This window comes from Saccharothrix tamanrassetensis, assembly GCF_014203665.1.
Classification (GTDB): Bacteria; Actinomycetota; Actinomycetes; order Mycobacteriales; family Pseudonocardiaceae; genus Actinosynnema; species Actinosynnema tamanrassetense.
In genome coordinates this window covers 854994-870709 of record NZ_JACHJN010000001.1, presented here as the reverse complement: position 1 = coordinate 870709, position 15716 = coordinate 854994, and the positions used below count along the sequence as shown (strand labels likewise).

General features: G+C 71.2%; 16 protein-coding genes. 11 read left to right on the top strand and 5 right to left on the bottom strand.

The features are described from left to right. The first annotated feature begins 37 nt into the window (after positions 1 to 37). The 4 genes from FHS29_RS03380 (at position 38) to FHS29_RS03365 (ending at position 3863) form a co-directional block, all read left to right on the top strand. Positions 38 to 946: an ABC transporter ATP-binding protein gene (locus FHS29_RS03380; RefSeq protein ID WP_184688058.1), complete on the top strand. Its 909-nt coding sequence runs from the start codon at positions 38 to 40 to the stop codon at positions 944 to 946. Then, positions 943 to 1710 carry an ABC transporter permease gene (locus FHS29_RS03375; protein WP_184688056.1) on the top strand — a complete coding sequence of 256 codons (768 nt, stop codon included), beginning with the start codon at positions 943 to 945 and terminating at the stop codon, positions 1708 to 1710. Before FHS29_RS03380 ends, FHS29_RS03375 begins: the two co-directional genes overlap by 4 nt. Before the next feature lie 99 nt (positions 1711 to 1809). After that, on the top strand, positions 1810 to 2865 hold the full coding sequence (locus tag FHS29_RS03370; RefSeq protein WP_184688054.1) for a glycoside hydrolase family 5 protein: 1056 nt from the start codon (positions 1810 to 1812) through the stop codon (positions 2863 to 2865). Between the two features lie 80 nt (positions 2866 to 2945). Beyond that, positions 2946 to 3863, top strand: a complete 918-nt coding sequence (locus FHS29_RS03365) for an aldo/keto reductase (RefSeq protein ID WP_184688052.1) — start codon at positions 2946 to 2948, stop codon at positions 3861 to 3863. On the opposite strand, the gene FHS29_RS38040 is transcribed toward FHS29_RS03365, so the two are convergent. After that, positions 3835 to 4131, bottom strand: a complete 297-nt coding sequence (locus FHS29_RS38040) for a DUF6191 domain-containing protein (protein WP_184688051.1) — start codon at positions 4129 to 4131, stop codon at positions 3835 to 3837. The genes FHS29_RS03365 and FHS29_RS38040 overlap by 29 nt on opposite strands. Then, positions 4122 to 4616: an NUDIX hydrolase gene (locus FHS29_RS03355; protein ID WP_184688049.1), complete on the bottom strand. Its 495-nt coding sequence runs from the start codon at positions 4614 to 4616 to the stop codon at positions 4122 to 4124. Before FHS29_RS03355 ends, FHS29_RS38040 begins: the two co-directional genes overlap by 10 nt. A 100-nt stretch (positions 4617 to 4716) precedes the next feature. Here FHS29_RS03355 and FHS29_RS03350 point away from each other — a divergent pair, with 100 nt between their 5' ends. From FHS29_RS03350 to prcA, 5 genes are all read left to right on the top strand, one after another. Further along, a complete protein-coding gene (locus FHS29_RS03350) occupies positions 4717 to 7191 on the top strand; it encodes an FtsX-like permease family protein (protein WP_184688048.1) in 2475 nt (824 codons plus the stop codon). Positions 7192 to 7244: 53 nt separating this feature from the next. After that, positions 7245 to 8738 carry a depupylase/deamidase Dop gene (gene dop, locus FHS29_RS03345; protein ID WP_184688046.1) on the top strand — a complete coding sequence of 498 codons (1494 nt, stop codon included), beginning with the start codon at positions 7245 to 7247 and terminating at the stop codon, positions 8736 to 8738. 86 nt (positions 8739 to 8824) lie between these two features. Further along, on the top strand, positions 8825 to 9019 hold the full coding sequence (locus tag FHS29_RS03340) for a ubiquitin-like protein Pup (protein ID WP_121007563.1): 195 nt from the start codon (positions 8825 to 8827) through the stop codon (positions 9017 to 9019). Between the two features lie 35 nt (positions 9020 to 9054). After that, entirely contained in the window at positions 9055 to 9906 is an 852-nt protein-coding gene (prcB, locus tag FHS29_RS03335; RefSeq protein ID WP_184688044.1) for a proteasome subunit beta, read from the top strand. Positions 9907 to 9944: 38 nt separating this feature from the next. Continuing rightward, entirely contained in the window at positions 9945 to 10799 is an 855-nt protein-coding gene (gene prcA, locus FHS29_RS03330; protein ID WP_184688043.1) for a proteasome subunit alpha, read from the top strand. Between the two features lie 51 nt (positions 10800 to 10850). Here the strand turns inward: prcA and FHS29_RS03325 are convergent, their stop codons facing one another. Continuing rightward, positions 10851 to 11093, bottom strand: coding sequence for a hypothetical protein (locus tag FHS29_RS03325; RefSeq protein ID WP_184688041.1), 243 nt, complete (start codon positions 11091 to 11093; stop codon positions 10851 to 10853). 442 nt (positions 11094 to 11535) lie between these two features. On the opposite strand from FHS29_RS03325, the gene FHS29_RS03320 reads away from it, so the two are divergent. Beyond that, a complete protein-coding gene (locus FHS29_RS03320) occupies positions 11536 to 11760 on the top strand; it encodes a hypothetical protein (RefSeq protein ID WP_246439786.1) in 225 nt (74 codons plus the stop codon). 106 nt (positions 11761 to 11866) lie between these two features. Here the strand turns inward: FHS29_RS03320 and FHS29_RS03315 are convergent, their stop codons facing one another. Then, entirely contained in the window at positions 11867 to 12772 is a 906-nt protein-coding gene (locus FHS29_RS03315) for a bifunctional helix-turn-helix transcriptional regulator/GNAT family N-acetyltransferase (RefSeq protein WP_184688037.1), read from the bottom strand. A 62-nt stretch (positions 12773 to 12834) separates the two neighbouring features. Next, positions 12835 to 14259, bottom strand: coding sequence for a bifunctional phosphatase PAP2/diacylglycerol kinase family protein (locus FHS29_RS03310; protein ID WP_312864726.1), 1425 nt, complete (start codon positions 14257 to 14259; stop codon positions 12835 to 12837). Between the two features lie 80 nt (positions 14260 to 14339). On the opposite strand from FHS29_RS03310, the gene pafA reads away from it, so the two are divergent. Next, positions 14340 to 15698 carry a Pup--protein ligase gene (gene pafA, locus FHS29_RS03305; protein WP_184688035.1) on the top strand — a complete coding sequence of 453 codons (1359 nt, stop codon included), beginning with the start codon at positions 14340 to 14342 and terminating at the stop codon, positions 15696 to 15698. Positions 15699 to 15716: the final 18 nt, after the last annotated feature.

Genomic DNA, 15716 nt, shown 5'->3' with positions numbered 1-15716 from the left:
GATCCCCGGAACCGCCGGACCGACCACTCTCGTCCAGGTGATCGAAGTACGCGAACTCACCAAGCGCTACGGCACCGCCAGAGCGGTCGACGGACTGACCTTCGAGGTCAAGCCCGGCTACGTGGCGGGCTTCCTGGGCCCCAACGGCGCGGGCAAGTCCACCACCATGCGCGCCATCCTCGGCCTGGACCGCCCGACCAGCGGCGAAGCCCTGGTCAACGGCCGCCACTACGCCGAGATCAAGAACCCGATGCACCACGTGGGTGCACTCATCGACGCGGGCGCGGTGCACGGTGGCCGCAGCGCGTACGACCACCTGCACGTGCTGGCCCGCAGCAACGGCATCGGCCCGAAGCGGGTCGTCCACACGCTCGAACAGGTGGGTCTCGCCGGCGTCGCGCGCCGCCGCGTGGGCACCCTCTCGCTGGGCATGAAGCAACGCCTCGGCGTCGCCGCCGCCCTCCTCGGCGACCCCGGCGTGCTCCTGTTCGACGAGCCGGTGAACGGCCTGGACCCGGAGGGCATCCGCTGGATCCGCCACCTGATGCGCGACCTCGCCGCCGAAGGCCGCACGGTCCTGGTGTCGAGCCACCTGATGAGCGAGATGGCGCTGACCGCCGACCGGGTGGTCGTGATCGGCCGGGGCAAGCTGATCCTGGAAGCGTCCATGCAGGACCTGAGCGACCGCTTCCAGCGCGACGTCCTCGTCCGCACGGCGCACCGCACCGAGCTGACCCGGGCACTGGAGCGCTCCGGCGCCACGGTCCGCCAGGAGGACGGCGCGCTGGCCGTACAGGGCATCACCGCGCACGACATCGGCGAAATCGCGGCACACCAACGCATCCCGGTGCACGAGCTGACACCCCGCAGCGCGTCCCTCGAAGACGCCTACCTGGAACTGACCGACGACAGCGTGGAGTACCGGACCGAGGAGACAGCCCGATGACCGACGTGCTCGTCTCGGAGTTCCTCAAGCTCCGCACCGTGCGTTCCACCACCTACCTCCTGCTCTCCCTGGTCCTCACGCTGGCCGCCGGCGCGCTGGTCTCGTACCTGATGACCGCCGACTACGACGTGCAGCCACCCGACGTGCAGGTCCGCTTCGGGGCGGCCGACCCGGGCATGGTGGTGCTGCCGTTCGGCCAGTTCGTGCTCGGTGTGCTGGGCGCGTTGGCGGTGACCTCCGAGTACGGCAGCGGCATGATCCGGACCGCCCTGGTGTCGGTGCCGAGGCGGAAGTCGTTCCTGCTGGCCAAGACCGCCGTCGTCGGAGGGGTGTCGGCGGTCGTGGGCGCGGCCATCACGCTGCTCGCCTACGCCGCCGGCGAGCTGATCACGGGCGACCGCCCCAAGCCGATCTCGGCCTACGACTCGTTCGCCGAAGCGGCGCCGACCCTGCTGGCCAACACCGCGTCGCTGACCCTCCTGGGTCTGTTCGGCCTGGGGCTGGGCTTCCTGCTCCGCTCCACGGCGGGCGTGCTGGTGACGTTGTGCGGCTTGCTGTTCGTGATCCCCGGCATCTCCCTGCTGCTGCCGTCGCCGTGGGACGACCGGGTGTACTCGGTGATGCTGCCGGTGCTCGCGCCGCAACTGGCGGGCGAGTTGGCGGACCCGCCGCTGTCGCCGGCGGCGGCGGCCCTGGTGATGGTCGCGTACCTGGTGTCCGTCCTGGGCGGCGGCATGGTGGCGCTGCTGCGCCGGGACGCCTGAGTCTCTTGACGGACGCGGAGCGTGGTCGTTAAAGTCCGGCCGGATAGTAAGGAAAGTTTCCTGACTAATTCCGCCGCCTTGACGGAAGGGGAAAGCCGAATGGCCAAGCTCCGGATCGCGCTGGCCTTGGCGGCCACGCTCGTGCTTCCCGGCGTACTGGTGGGTGCGGCACAGGCAGCACCCGCCGACGAGGTGACCGCGGCGGCGATGCCGGCCGGCTCGCCCGCCGCGGTCAACGGCCAACTGCGGGTGTGCGGCGTCAAGCTGTGCAACCAGTACGGCAAGGTCATCCAGCTCCGCGGCATGAGCACCCACGGCATCCAGTGGTACTCGAAGTGCATCAAGACCGCGTCGCTCGACGCGCTGGCGGACGACTGGAAGGCCGACGTCCTGCGCATCTCGATGTACATCCAGGACGACGGGTACGAGAGCAACCCGCGCAAGTTCACCGACATGGTGCACGGCTACATCGAGGAAGCCACCAAGCGCGGCATGTACGCCCTGGTCGACTGGCACCAGCTCGACCCCGGCGACCCCAACCACAACACCTCTCACGCCAAGAAGTTCTTCAAGGAGATCGCCAACCGGCACAAGAACAAGACCAACATCATCTACGACATCGCCAACGAGCCCAACGAGGTGTCCTGGTCGCGCGTGAAGTCCTACGCCGAGCAGGTCATCCCGGTGATCCGCGCCGAGGACTCCGACAGCCTGGTGCTGGTCGGCACGCACGGGTGGTCCACCTTCGGGCACTCCGACGGCAAGGACCCGCAGGAAGTGGTCAAGAACAAGGTGTCCGCGCAGAACATCATGTACACCTTCCACTTCTACGCGGCAGACCACGGCAGTGACTACCTGAACGTCCTGTCGAAGGTGTCCGACCAGGTGCCGGTCTTCGTCACCGAGTTCGGCACCCAGGAGGCCTCCGGCGACGGCCCGAACGACTTCACCCAGTCGCAGAAGTACATCGACCTGATGAACTCGAAGAAGATCAGCTGGGTGAACTGGAACTTCTCCGACGACAAGCGCTCCGGCGCGGTGTTCAAGCAGGGCACGTGCTCCGGCAGCTCGTTCGCCGGCACCGGCAAGCTCAAGCCCGCCGGTGTGTGGATCCGCGACCGCGTCCGCACCGCCGACGACTTCCCGACCAGCTGATCTCCAGCCGACCCGACTACCTGGTCCGGTGCGGCACGGCAACCGGCGGCCACCGCGGGCCGCCGGTTACCGTGTCGGATGTGCCCGATTTCGCTCTTGGTCTAGCCGCGCTCGGTCGTCCCGCCTACATCAACCTGGGGCGCGAACACGCGCTGCCCGCGAACCGCGACGTCGACGCCATGCGCGCCGCGTGCCACGCCGTGCTGGACGCGGCCTACGCGGCAGGGGTGCGACGCGTCGACGCGGCCCGTTCCTACGGTCGGGCGGAGGAGTTCCTGGCGCAGTGGCTGGCCGGACGAGGACACCGCGACGTCCGGGTGTCGAGCAAGTGGGGCTACGAGTACGTGGCCGACTGGCAGCCCGCTGCGCGCACCCACGAGGTCAAGGAGCACTCGCACGCCCGGTTCACCCGGCAGTGGGCGGAAACCGAAGCCCTCCTCGGCAACCACCTGGAGCTGTACAAGGTGCACTCCCTGACCGACGACAGCCCGCTGTTCGGCGACCTGGAACTGCTCGCCGCGCTCGGCAAGCTGCGCGATTCCGGTGTGCGGCTGGGTTTCTCCACGTCCGGCCCGCGCCAGGCCGACACCGTGCGGCGCGCGCTGGACCTGGAGATGGAAGGGCGACGCCTGTTCGAGGCGGTGCAGTCCACCTGGAACGTCCTGGAGCCCTCCGTCGGGCCGACGCTGGCGTGGGCGCACGAATCCGGCGCGGAGGTGTTCGTCAAGGAGGGCATGGCCAACGGCCGCCTCGCCGTCGACCCGCCCGCGCTGGTCCGGGAACTGGCCGCGAAGCACGACGTCGGCCCGGACGCCATCGCGCTGGCCGCCGTGCGGGCCCAACCGTGGGCGGACGTCGTGCTGTCCGGCGCGGCGAGCGTCGACCAGCTCCACGCCAACCTCCGGGCCCACGAGGTCGACCTCGCGCCCGACGAGCTCGACCTGGCCGAGGACCCCTGGGAGTACTGGGCTACTCGGGCCGCGCTGCCTTGGGGGTGAGCCGCACCGATCCCGAGTCCAGGTCGATCGGGCCACGCGGCGGAGCGCCGTCCTCCTCCTCGTCCCGCAGCATCACCTCGGTCCGCCGCTGGTCCAGCTCCAGCACCTTGCTGCCGTAGAGGATCATGGTGAACTCGTCCATGCCCGCCTGGGTGACCACGGAGTGACCCCTGCGGCGACGGACCGCCTGCCAGATCCGCTCGCCCGCCGCGAGGCCGAACAACAGCACGGCGAGGCCGGGGATCGACATCGCGAAGATCACGCCCACGAGAACCACTCCCTGATCAGGGCTCGACCGTCCGGCACCACCGGCCACCCGGGGTCTTCCGCCTTCGCCCGGACCTCGGCGGCGTCCACCCACTCGCCCCAGGCCACTTCCTCGGGTTGGAAGGTGAACGGACCGTCGCTGCGCACTTCGTAAACGTGCGCGTGGTAGCGGATGGTTCCGTCCACGAACGGCGTCGTGAAGCAGAATTCCGGCGTGGCCTCGACGCCCAGCTCCTCGGCCAGTTCCCGCACCGCGCACTCGTCCGGCGTCTCACCCGCCGCGACCACGCCGCCGCACGTCGGGTCGTACAGGCCGGGGTAGACGTCCTTGGTGTCCGTGCGGCGGTGCACGAACAGCCGTGTGCCGTCCAGCGACCGCACCACGATCACCGCGCACGCGTGCCAGAGGCCCTCGGCTCGCATCCGCTCCCGCGTCGCCGAACCGACCGGCGTGCCGTCCGGGGTCACCACCAGCACGTGCTCCAAAGATCCTCCCCAGGTCGTACCCGTCAGTGATACCCCGGGCCGACGCCCGCCGACGACCCCCGTTCCTACGGTCGTGACGTTCGCGTCACTAGGAGGAGTCGTGCCCACATCCCTGCGGCTGGCCATGGCCGAGTTCCGCAACCGGCCCGGTCGCGCCGTGCTGCCCGGAGTCGCCCTGGTCGTCGGCGTCGCCTGCCTGCTGGCAGCCCTGATGATGAGCGACGCCATGGTCCAGGCGACCCGGGACGGCGCACCCGTGGTGCCGTCCGACGCGGATCTGGTCGTCCGGACGGTGCCGTACTCCGACGCGGTCCTGGACCAGGCGGCGGTCGACCGGATCGCGGCGGTCGCCGGGGTGCGCGAGGTCGTGCCGGCCCGCGTGGTCGAGGCCGACCTCCTGCTCACCGACGGCCGGGCGAGCGCGAACCGGGCCAACGCCGACATCGAGGTCGACCGCGAGGGGCTGCGCCGGGTGCCGATCCTGGAGGGCCGCCCACCCGGCTACGACGGCGAGATCGCGGTCGACCGGGTGACCGCCTACCAGCACGGGCTCAGCACCGGCGGCTCCACCCGATTGGCCGACGCCGCCGGCCGGCCGCTCGACGTGGTGATCCGGGGGATCACCGCGCGGGGCGCGCAGGGCGAGGAGCCCTCGATCGTGGTCGGCGAAGGCCTCGCGGCCAAGCTCGGCGGCACGCCCCGGTTCCTCCAGTTGCACGTCGTCGGCGGTGACGCGGCGGCGGTCGCGCAGGCGGCGGGCACGGATTTGCGGGTCGACACGGCGTCGGCGGTGCGGGCCGAACCGGCGAGCAACGACCTGGTGGCGGTGTTGCTGCCGTTCAGCATCCTCGCGCTGGCGACCTCGGTCTTCGTGGCTTCGGCGACGTTCCGCGCCGTGTACGCGCAGCGCCAGCGGCACACCGCCCTGCTGCGGTGCCTCGGCGCCCATCGCGGGCCCCTGGTGTGGGCGAACCTGCTCGAAGCGCTGGTGAGCGGCGCGGTCGCCGGTGCCGTGGGCGCGGTCCTCGGCGGATCGGTGGCGTGGCTGCTGTCCAGGCTGTTCGACTCCACCGGCCTCTCCGCCCTGCTCGGCGCGGTCGAGTTGAGCCCCCCGCTGCTGCCCGGCATCGGGTACCTGGTCCTCGGGGTGTCGGTGGCCGCCGTGCTCAGCGCGTTCGCCGCCGTGCGCCCGTCGCTGGCCGCCGCCCGCATCTCGCCGCTCGCGGCGCTGCGCACGTCCGAAGGCGCGACGCCGGACTCCTCGGCGGTGCGTCGCCGGCGCGTCCTCGGTGTCGTCCTGGTGGGCGCGGCGGCCGTGATGGCGCTGCTCGGCGTGTTCGCGAAGGGCTCGGTCCTGGCGATCTTCCTGATCCTGTTCTCCGGCATCGCCGCGGTCGCGGGCCTGTTCGGGGTGCTCGGCCCGGTCGTGGTGCCGGGGCTGGGCCGCGTCTTCGGCTCGGTCGCGAGCAGGTTCGGGGGAGCGCAGTGGAAGCTGGCCGCCGCCGAGGTGCGGCGCGTGCCGCAGCGGTCCGCGTCGGTGGCGATGCCGCTGCTGCTGGCCGCCTCGATGGTCACCTACTTCGCCGTCACGGTCGGCTCCGCGCAGCGACTGGAAGACGAGTTCAGCAACGAGCCGCGACCGGACGCCGTCATCTCCGACTCGGGTGGTCGGGCGCTCGACGCGGGTGCGGCGGCCGCCGCGAACCGGCCCGAGGTCGCCGGAAGCGTCGTCATGCACAACGCGAAAGGCACCCAGCGGGACGCATCCGGCGAGGACTACCGGATGATCGTGGGAGGCGTGGACGCGGACCGGATGCGCGAGTGGCTGGCCGCACAGCGCGTCGAGCGGCCGGACTTCCGCCCGGGGACGGTGCTGTTGCAGGAGTACACCGCGCGCAACCTCGACGCGGTGGTCGGGCAGCCGGTGACCCTGGAAGGCCTGCCGGGCGGGTCGCGCACGGCGACGTTCGTGGGCACGGTGCCCGACACGCTGGTCGACAACGCCGACGCGATCCTCGCCGACGAGACCCTCGCGCCCGCGTCCAAGATCCTCGTGGCGTTCAAGCCGGGCGCGGACCCCGCCGCGTTCCAGAACGCCGTGCGGGCCTCGCTGAGCGCCGCTCCGACCGTGCTGGTGAGCACCCGGGTGGACACGACCGCGCAGAACCAGCGCTACCTCGAACTGGGCGTCCTGGTGCTGATGATCCTGATGGGACTGTCGGTCGCGGTCGCCGTGACCGGTATCGGCACCGCGCTCACGATCTCCGTGCAGGAACGCCGCAAGGAGATGGCGCTGCGCCGGGCCTTGGGCGTGACCAGGGGCGGTCTGCAGGGCGGTGTGATGGCCGAGGCGGTGCTGCTCGCGCTGGTCGGCGTGCTGGGCGGCGGGATGTTCGGCCTGGTGTACGCGGAGCTGACGCTGCTGGCGGTCGGGGTGTACGTCCTGCCCACCGCGTCGCTGCTCCCGTTGCTGATCGGAGGGGTGGGCGTGGTCGCGCTGGCGGTGCTCGCGGCCTTCGGACCGGCCCGCGGGGCGTCCCGCATCCGGCCCGCCGCCGGACTGGCCGCAGGGTGAAACGTGACCCGGGGCCCGACGGAATGTCGGTGGCACGCCGTAGGCTGCGACATATGCGGCGGATCATGGGAACCGAAGTCGAGTACGGCATCTCGGTGCCGGGTGACGCGACGGCCAACCCGGTGCTCACCTCGACACAGGTGGTGCTCGCCTACGCGGCGGCCGCCGACATACCGCGCGCCCGGCGCGCGCGCTGGGACTACGAGGTCGAATCGCCGCTGCGGGACGCGCGCGGCTTCGACCTCGGCGCCCCCGGCGGGCACCCCGGCGACAGCGACGTCGAGGACCTGGGCGCGGCCAACGTCATCCTCACCAACGGCGCGCGCCTGTACGTCGACCACGCGCACCCGGAGTACTCCGCGCCCGAGGTCACCAACGCGCGCGACGCGGTGATCTGGGACAAGGCGGGGGAGCGGGTGATGGAGGAGGCGGCCATGCGCGCCGCCACCGTCCCCGGCCAGCCCCGGCTCCAGCTGTACAAGAACAACGTGGACGGCAAGGGCGCCAGCTACGGCACCCACGAGAACTACCTGATGCAGCGCAGCACCCCGTTCACGGCGGTGATCGCGGGCCTCACGCCGTTCTTCGCGTCCCGGCAGGTCGTCGTGGGCTCCGGGCGGGTCGGCATCGGCGCGTCCGGCGAGGAGGCCGGCTTCCAGCTGTCCCAGCGCTCGGACTACATCGAGGTCGAGGTCGGCCTGGAGACCACGCTCAAGCGCGGCATCATCAACACCCGCGACGAGCCGCACGCCGACGCCGACAAGTACCGCCGGCTGCACGTCATCATCGGCGACGCGAACCTCGCCGAGTACTCCACGTACCTCAAGGTCGGTACCACGTCGCTGGTGCTGGACATGATCGAGGCGGGTCGCCGGTTCGACGACCTGCGGCTGCTCGACCCGGTGCGGGCGGTGCACCAGATCAGCCACGACCCGACCCTGAAGACCCGGGTGGAGCTGGCCGGCGGGCGCAAGTTCACCGGCCTGGACATCCAGAACGCCTACTTCGAGCGCGCCTCCCGGTTCGTCGAGGAGGAGGGCTACGGCGACCGCGAGGTGCTCAAGGTGTGGGGCGAGGTGCTGGACGCGCTGGCCCGCGACCCGCAGGAGTGCGCGGACCGGCTCGACTGGCCGGCCAAGCTGCGCCTGCTGGAGGGCTACCGGGCCCGCGACGGCCTGGCCTGGGGCTCGCCCCGGCTGCACCTGGTCGACCTCCAGTACTCCGACGTGCGGCTGGACAAGGGCCTGTACAACCGGCTGGTGGCCCGCGGTTCGATGAAACGCCTGGTCAGCGAAGAAGAGGTGCGCGCGGCCGTGCTCGCGCCGCCGGAGGACACCCGGGCCTACTTCCGCGGCCGGTGCCTGGAGCGGTACCCGACCGCGGTGGCGGCGGCGTCGTGGGACTCGGTGATCTTCGACCTGGGCCGCGAGTCGCTCGTCCGCATCCCGACGCTGGAGCCGCTGCGCGGCACGAAGGCCCACGTCGGCGCGCTGCTGGAGGCCTCCGACACGGCCGAGCAGCTCGTCGAGGCGCTCACCAGGGGCTGATCAAGTCCACGCGGGTGGCAGGCGCGAAATGTCGGACCCGGTGGGTAGTGTTGAACGGCAAGGACCGGAGAAGCGGGGAGGTCGACATGTCCCAGGAACAGGTCCAGCGGCAAGGCGGCGGTGACGGCGACGAGAACGGCGACGGCGCGGCCGGTGCCGGCCAGGAGCGTCGGGAGAAGCTCGGCGAGGACGTGGACGCCATCCTCGACGAGATCGACGACGTGCTGGAGGAGAACGCCGAGGACTTCGTCCGCGCGTACGTGCAAAAGGGCGGCGAGTAGCAGCCCCCGCCGGGAGCAGGGAGAAAAGCGCACCTATGGACCACAGCTCGACCGGGCACTACCCGGCCGCGTCGCTGCCCCCGGCCTACCTTCGGCCGGGGTCGTCGTCGTTCACCGATTTCCTCCGCGCCCAGGCCCCGGAGCTGCTGCCGTCCGCACGGCAGTACCCGGAGGGGTCGGTGGTGCAGGCGCCGCACGGCACCACGATCGTGGCGCTGACGTTCAAGGGCGGCGTGGTGATCGCCGGTGACCGGCGGGCCACCATGGGCAACGTCATCGCCCAGCGCGACATGAAGAAGGTCTTCATCACCGACGACTACTCGGCGGTGGGCATCGCGGGCACGGCGGGTATCGCGATCGAGATCGTCCGGCTGTTCGCGGTCGAACTGCGGCACTACGAGAAGATCGAGGGCGTCTCGCTGTCGCTGGACGGCAAGGCGAACCGGCTCTCCGCGATGATCAAGGGCAACCTGGACGCCGCGCTCGCCGGTCTCGCGGTCGTGCCGCTGTTCGCGGGCTTCGACGCCGACGCACCCGACCCGGACCGCGCCGGCCGGATCGTGTCCTACGACGTGACCGGCGGCCGGTACGAGGAGTCGCAGGGCTACCAGGCGGTCGGCTCGGGCTCGCTGTTCGCGAAGTCGGCGCTGAAGAAGCTCTACGACCCGAACGCGGACGCCGAAGGCGCCACGCGGGCCGCGATCGAGGCGCTCTACGACGCGGCCGACGACGACACGGCCACCGGCGGGCCGGACATCGTCCGGAGGATCTACCCCGTCGTGGTGACCATCACCGCCGCCGACGGTGCGGCGCACCTCCCCGAGGAGCGGACCGCCGCGCTGGCCGAGGCGGTCGTCGAAGCCCGCCGGTCGAGCCCGACCGGCTGAGCCCCTCCGTCCACCCGCCGAACCCAGGAGCCGCACCAGTGACGATGCCGTTGTACGCCTCTCCCGAGCAGATCCTCCGGGACCGTTCGGAGTACGCCAGGAAGGGCATCGCCCGAGGCCGCAGCGTCGTCGTGCTGCGCTACGCCGACGGCGTGCTGTTCGTGGCGGAGAACCCCTCCGCGACGCTGCACAAGGTCTCGGAGATCTACGACCGCATCGGCTTCGCCGCGGTCGGCCGCTACAGCGAGTTCGAGAACCTGCGCCAAGCCGGCATCCGCTTCGCCGACATCCGGGGCTACCAGAACGACCCGCGCGACGTGACGGGCCGGTCGCTGGCGAACGTGTACGCGCAGACGCTGGGCTCGGTGTTCAGCGAGCAGATCAAGCCGCTGGAGGTGGAGATCTGCGTCGCCGAGGTCGGCCACTCGGCGGAGCAGGACACGCTGTACCGGCTGACCTACGACGGCTCCATCGTGGAGGAGCCGCAGTACGTCGTGATGGGTGGCCAGGCCGAGGCGACCGGCAACGCCCTCAAGGACGCGTACGAGGAGAACCTGCCGCTGGCGGACGCCGTGCGGGTCGCGGTCAAGGCGCTCAGCGCCGGCAGCACCAGCACCGGCAACGGCAAGCCGGACCTGCTGGACCAGCCGAAGCTGGAGGTGGCGGTGCTGGAACGCGACCGCCTCCGCCGGGCGTTCCGCCGCATCACCGGCGCTGCCCTGACGCCGCTGCTGGCGGTCGACGCCCCGGCCGATGAGCCTGCCGAAGACGCCCCGGCTGCCGATGCCCCGGCCACCGACACCGCGGCCGACACCCCGGCCCCGCCCGCGAAGGGCAGCCGGAAGAAGCCGGTGACGGACGTGAACCTGCCGCCGAACGACGACGAGAAGTAGTCCGCGCGACCGGCGGAAGGCCCCGGCTGCCCAGCCGGGGCCTTCGTCGTCTCACAGGAAGATCTTGACCAGCTGGTCGCGCCCTTCGGGATCGCGCAGCAGCACCTTGCTGCCCGCGCGCAGCTCGGCGTCGATGAACTCGTAGATCAGCAGCGCCCGGTTCACCAGGTCGACCTTCTTCAGCCCGGTGCGTTCCTGGAGCTTCCCCATCGCCTCCACCGCCTCGGCGATGAGCGCGACGTTGACGCGGTCCACCACCGCAGGCCCTTTCGCGGCCCGCTCGACCGACGACATGTGCGCACCTTCCTCCGACGACTCCGGACCTGTCCAGTATCGCAGAGTCGGCACCGAACAGCCACAGAATCAGTGGTGAATATGTGGCTTTATCGTGCTTGCCTCGGTAAGGTGTGAAGCGGGCCACCAGCCAGGTGGTCGCCATCAGTGAAGTGCGTCGAACATCTGCTCACTGCACCGGGTGTCACTCGAAATCGCTCGCAGTGAATCGAATCGGCACCCGACGGTCCGGTCAGGACGGGGCTCTGACCGCGTCGTCGCCGAGTGAGCGTCCGCCGGCGTGCGGAGTCCACGGTGGGCTCCCCTGTCCGGTGGAGGAAGGGCGCACTTCACCATGAGTGCCGCAACACCGGATCCGGGCTTGCCCGGGTCCGACCACCCAGCGGGCTGGGACGACGAGCCCACCCGCGCAGCGCGTATCCGTGTGGAGAAGTCGGGCCTCATGGTGGAAGTGGCCGTGCCGTCGAGCCAGGCGCCCCGCCTGCTCACCACGGTCGCCTACGCGCTGGTCCTGCTAGGGGCGTTGTTCGGCCCCGTGTTCACGCTCCGAGCGGTCCCGGTGGACTTCCCACCGTGGGCGACGATCAGCCTGATAGCCGGGCAGATCGGGTTGTTGGGCCTGGTCGCGTCGGCGGTGCGGTCCGCCGCGCGACGAGAGACAGGCTGACCAGGAAGACGAGAGGCCCGGCGCCGCAGCCGGGCCTCTCGTACGCGGTGGGGCAGGCGCGAGCCGGCCCGCTGATCGGTTCGCCGCGCCCGCGCACGATGGTGGTCTACGTCGGACCCAGCTCCTTCGCCCACGTCTCCTCCACCACGTCCTTGCCCCACTTGCGCGTCGGCACGCTCGCCACCGGCTCGAACCCGGCCCGCCGGTAGATGCCCCGGGCCACGTCGACCTCGGACACGGTCGCCAGCGCCATCCGCCGGTAGCCGACCCTGGTGGCGAACCGGACGCACTCCTCGACCAGGCGCTTCCCGATGCCCAGGCCGCGTGCCGAGGGCTCCACCAGCAGCAGGCGGAGCTGCGCGGTGCGCTCGTCGGCGCGGACGCAGAAGATCGACCCGACCGGCTCGCCGTCGACCTCGGCGATCCACGCCGCCTCGCGCGCCGGGTCGTGCCGCTCCACGTACTCCGCGACCACCCGCGCGACCAGCGCTTCGAACGTCTCGTCGTAGCCGTACTCCTCGGCGTACCGGACACCGTGCCGGTGCACGACCCACCCCAGGTCGCCCGGCCTGAGCGGGCGCAACCGGTACGCGCGCGGCGCGCCGGTGAGGATCCGCCGGATCTTGCCCATGGCCGCGACCAGGGCGTTCCGCTCGGAATCGGGCACGCCCGCCAGCAGGGCGCCGATCTCCGCGTTCGACCGGACGTCCAGTTCGTCGAGCGCGGACCGGCCCGCCTCGGTGAGCCCGACGACCTGCCGTCGGGCGTCGTCGGGCGACGGTGCGCGGGTGATCAGGCCTTCGCGGTCGAAGCGGCCGAGGATGCGGCTGAGGTAGCCCGCGTCCAAGCCGAGCCCGGTGCGCAGCGCGACCGTCTCGGTGGTGCCCCGCGACAGCTCGAAGAGCACTCTGACCTCGGTCAACGAGTACGGGGAACTCAGGTAGGCGCTGTCCAGCACGCCGATCACGCCGGTGTAGAAGCGGTTGAACGCCCGGACGTCCGCCACCGTCATCGTTGACTCCCTCAACTGAATAGTTGACGGAGTCAATCATATTGCCGGGACGCCCGGAAGTCCTACGGCCGGTAGATGGCCAGCGCGGCAGGGCGGGAGCGGAATTCGAACCTGGAGCCGGTGGGACCGACCTCGCCGTCCGTGGCGATGGCCACCGCCGCGTCCAGCACCTTCACGTCCAGCCAGCGCGTCTCCAGGTGGCGGTACGTGCGGCTGCGGTGCAGGGAGCCGAGGACGGCGCCGAGGAAGAACCGCGCACGCGAGAACCGGGTGTCCGCCCGGATGTACCGGACGTCCATCAGCCCCGCGTCCAACGCCGGGCGCATGGTCGGCGCGAAGCCCTTCGGCCGGTACGGCCCGTTGCCCACGAACAGCATCCACACCAGGTGCGGCTCGCCGTTCAGCTCGACCCGCAACGGCCGGGACGTGCGCAGGACCTGCGCCATCGCCATCGCCGCCGCCGGCCACTTGCCCCAGCGGCCCTCGAGCTTCTCGCGCAGCCGGACCATGTCGGGGTAGCCGCCCAGGGAAGCCGTGTTGACGAACCAGCGCGGACCCTCGCCGTCGACGGTCACGGCCGCCAGGTCGACCAGCGCGCCGTCACCGGCTGCGACCGCCCGTGCGGCGTCCTCCAACCCGGTCACGCCGACGTCACGCGCGAAGTGGTTCAGCGTTCCCGCCGGGACCAGCACCAGGGGCAGGCGGTGAGCCGCCGCGGCCGCCGCGACCGCCGCCACCGTGCCGTCACCGCCCGCGACGCCCAGCGCTCGCGGACCGTGGTCGGCGACGGCGGTGTCCAGCTCGTCGATGCTGACGACCCGCGCCTTGGGCCACTCGCGGCAGATGTCCTCGGTCGGGTCGCCGCCGAGCCCGGAGTTCGGGTTCACCACGACGACCAGGCCCTCGCCGTCGACCAGCGCCTCCAACGACGCGTGGTCGCGGGCGGTGGCGGCGTCGTCGCGGCCGACGGGCCACCAACGCCTGGTCAGCAGGCCTGCGCCGACGCCGATCAGGGCGCCCGCCGCCACGTCCGACGGCCAGTGCACGCCGGTGTGCACGCGCGAGTACGCGACCGCGGCGGCGACCGGGGCGACCACCGCGGCCAGCGCCGGCGACTCCATCGCCACCGCCGTGGTGAACGCCGCCGCCGACGCGGCGTGGCCGGACGGGAACGACGATGACGTGGGGCGCTTGGTGAGGCGGCGGGGCACCTCCAGCAGTTCGGCGGCCGGCCGGCGGCGGGGGAACAGCCGCTTGGCCACCAGGCTGGCGCTGGCGCTGGCACCGGCGATCGCGGCCACCCCGCGCAGCGCCGAACGCCGGGGTTTGCCCTTGCGCAGCGCGAGCACGGCGGCCACGCTCAGCCACAACACGCTGTGGTTGGCGGCTTTGGACAAACTTTTCATCCCCTGGTCGAGGGGTGTCGCGGGCAGCTGCCCGGAACGCCTCATCAGGGCCAGGTCCAGGCTGTTCACACGTCGTAGCACACTGGAACGTTATCCGCCGGAACCGCGTGCCGCCCGATTGGATCACTGAGGAAAGCACCGGATGCGCCTACTGTTGAGGGATGCAGCGGCGGATCTTCGGCATTGAGACTGAGTTCGGGGTGACCTGCACCTTCCACGGGCAGCGCAGGCTGTCCCCGGATGAGGTCGCGCGTTATCTGTTCCGCCGGGTCGTCTCGTGGGGCCGTTCCTCGAACGTGTTCCTGCGCAACGGCTCTCGGCTCTACCTGGACGTGGGGTCGCACCCCGAGTACGCGACCGCGGAGTGCGACGACCTCGCCCAGCTCGTGACGCACGACAAGGCTGGTGAGCGGATCCTCGAAGACCTGCTCGTCGACGCCGAGCGCAGGCTCGCCGACGAGGGCATCGGGGGAGACATCTTCCTGTTCAAGAACAACACCGACTCCGCGGGCAACTCCTACGGTTGCCACGAGAACTACCTGGTCGCGCGAGCCGGGGAGTTCTCCCGGATCGCGGACGTGCTGCTGCCGTTCCTGGTGACCAGGCAGCTGATCTGCGGCGCGGGAAAGGTGCTGCAGACCCCGCGCGGCGCCGTGTACTGCCTGTCCCAGCGGGCCGAGCACATCTGGGAGGGCGTGTCGAGTGCCACCACCCGGTCCCGCCCGATCATCAACACCCGCGACGAGCCGCACGCCGACGCCGAGCGCTACCGCAGGCTGCACGTGATCGTCGGCGACTCGAACATGTCCGAGGTGACCACGCTGCTCAAGGTGGGCAGCGCGAACCTGGTGCTGGAGATGATCGAGCAGGGCGTCCAGTTCCGGGACTTCAGCCTGGACAACCCGATCCGGGCGATCCGGGAGATCAGCCACGACCTGACCGGGCGGCGCACGGTGCGCCTCGCGGGCGGCAAGGAGGCCTCGGCGCTGGACATCCAGCGCGAGTACTACGAGCGGGCCGTGGAGCACGTGGCCAAGCGGGCACCGGACCCGATGGCGGAACGCGTGCTGGAGCTGTGGGGCCGCACGCTGGACGCGGTGGAGGCCGAGGACCTGTCCAAGATCGACCGCGAGATCGACTGGGCCATCAAGTACCGGCTGATGCAGCGCTACCAGGCCAAGCACGACATGGACCTGTCCAACCCGAGGATCGCCCAGCTCGACCTCGCCTACCACGACATCCGGCGCGGCCGGGGCATCTTCGACCTGCTCCAGCGCAAGGGCCAGGTGGACCGGGTGACCGACGACGGCGAGATCGAGGCCGCCAAGGACACCCCGCCGCAGACCACCCGGGCCAAGCTGCGCGGTGACTTCATCGCCGCCGCGCAGGCCGCCGGGCGGGACTTCACGGTCGACTGGGTGCACCTCAAGCTGAACGACCAGGCGCAGCGCACCGTGCTGTGCAAGGACCCGTTCCGCGCGGTGGACGAGCGGGTGGAGCGGCTGATCTCCTCCCTCTAGCGGTAGCGGACGGCGAAG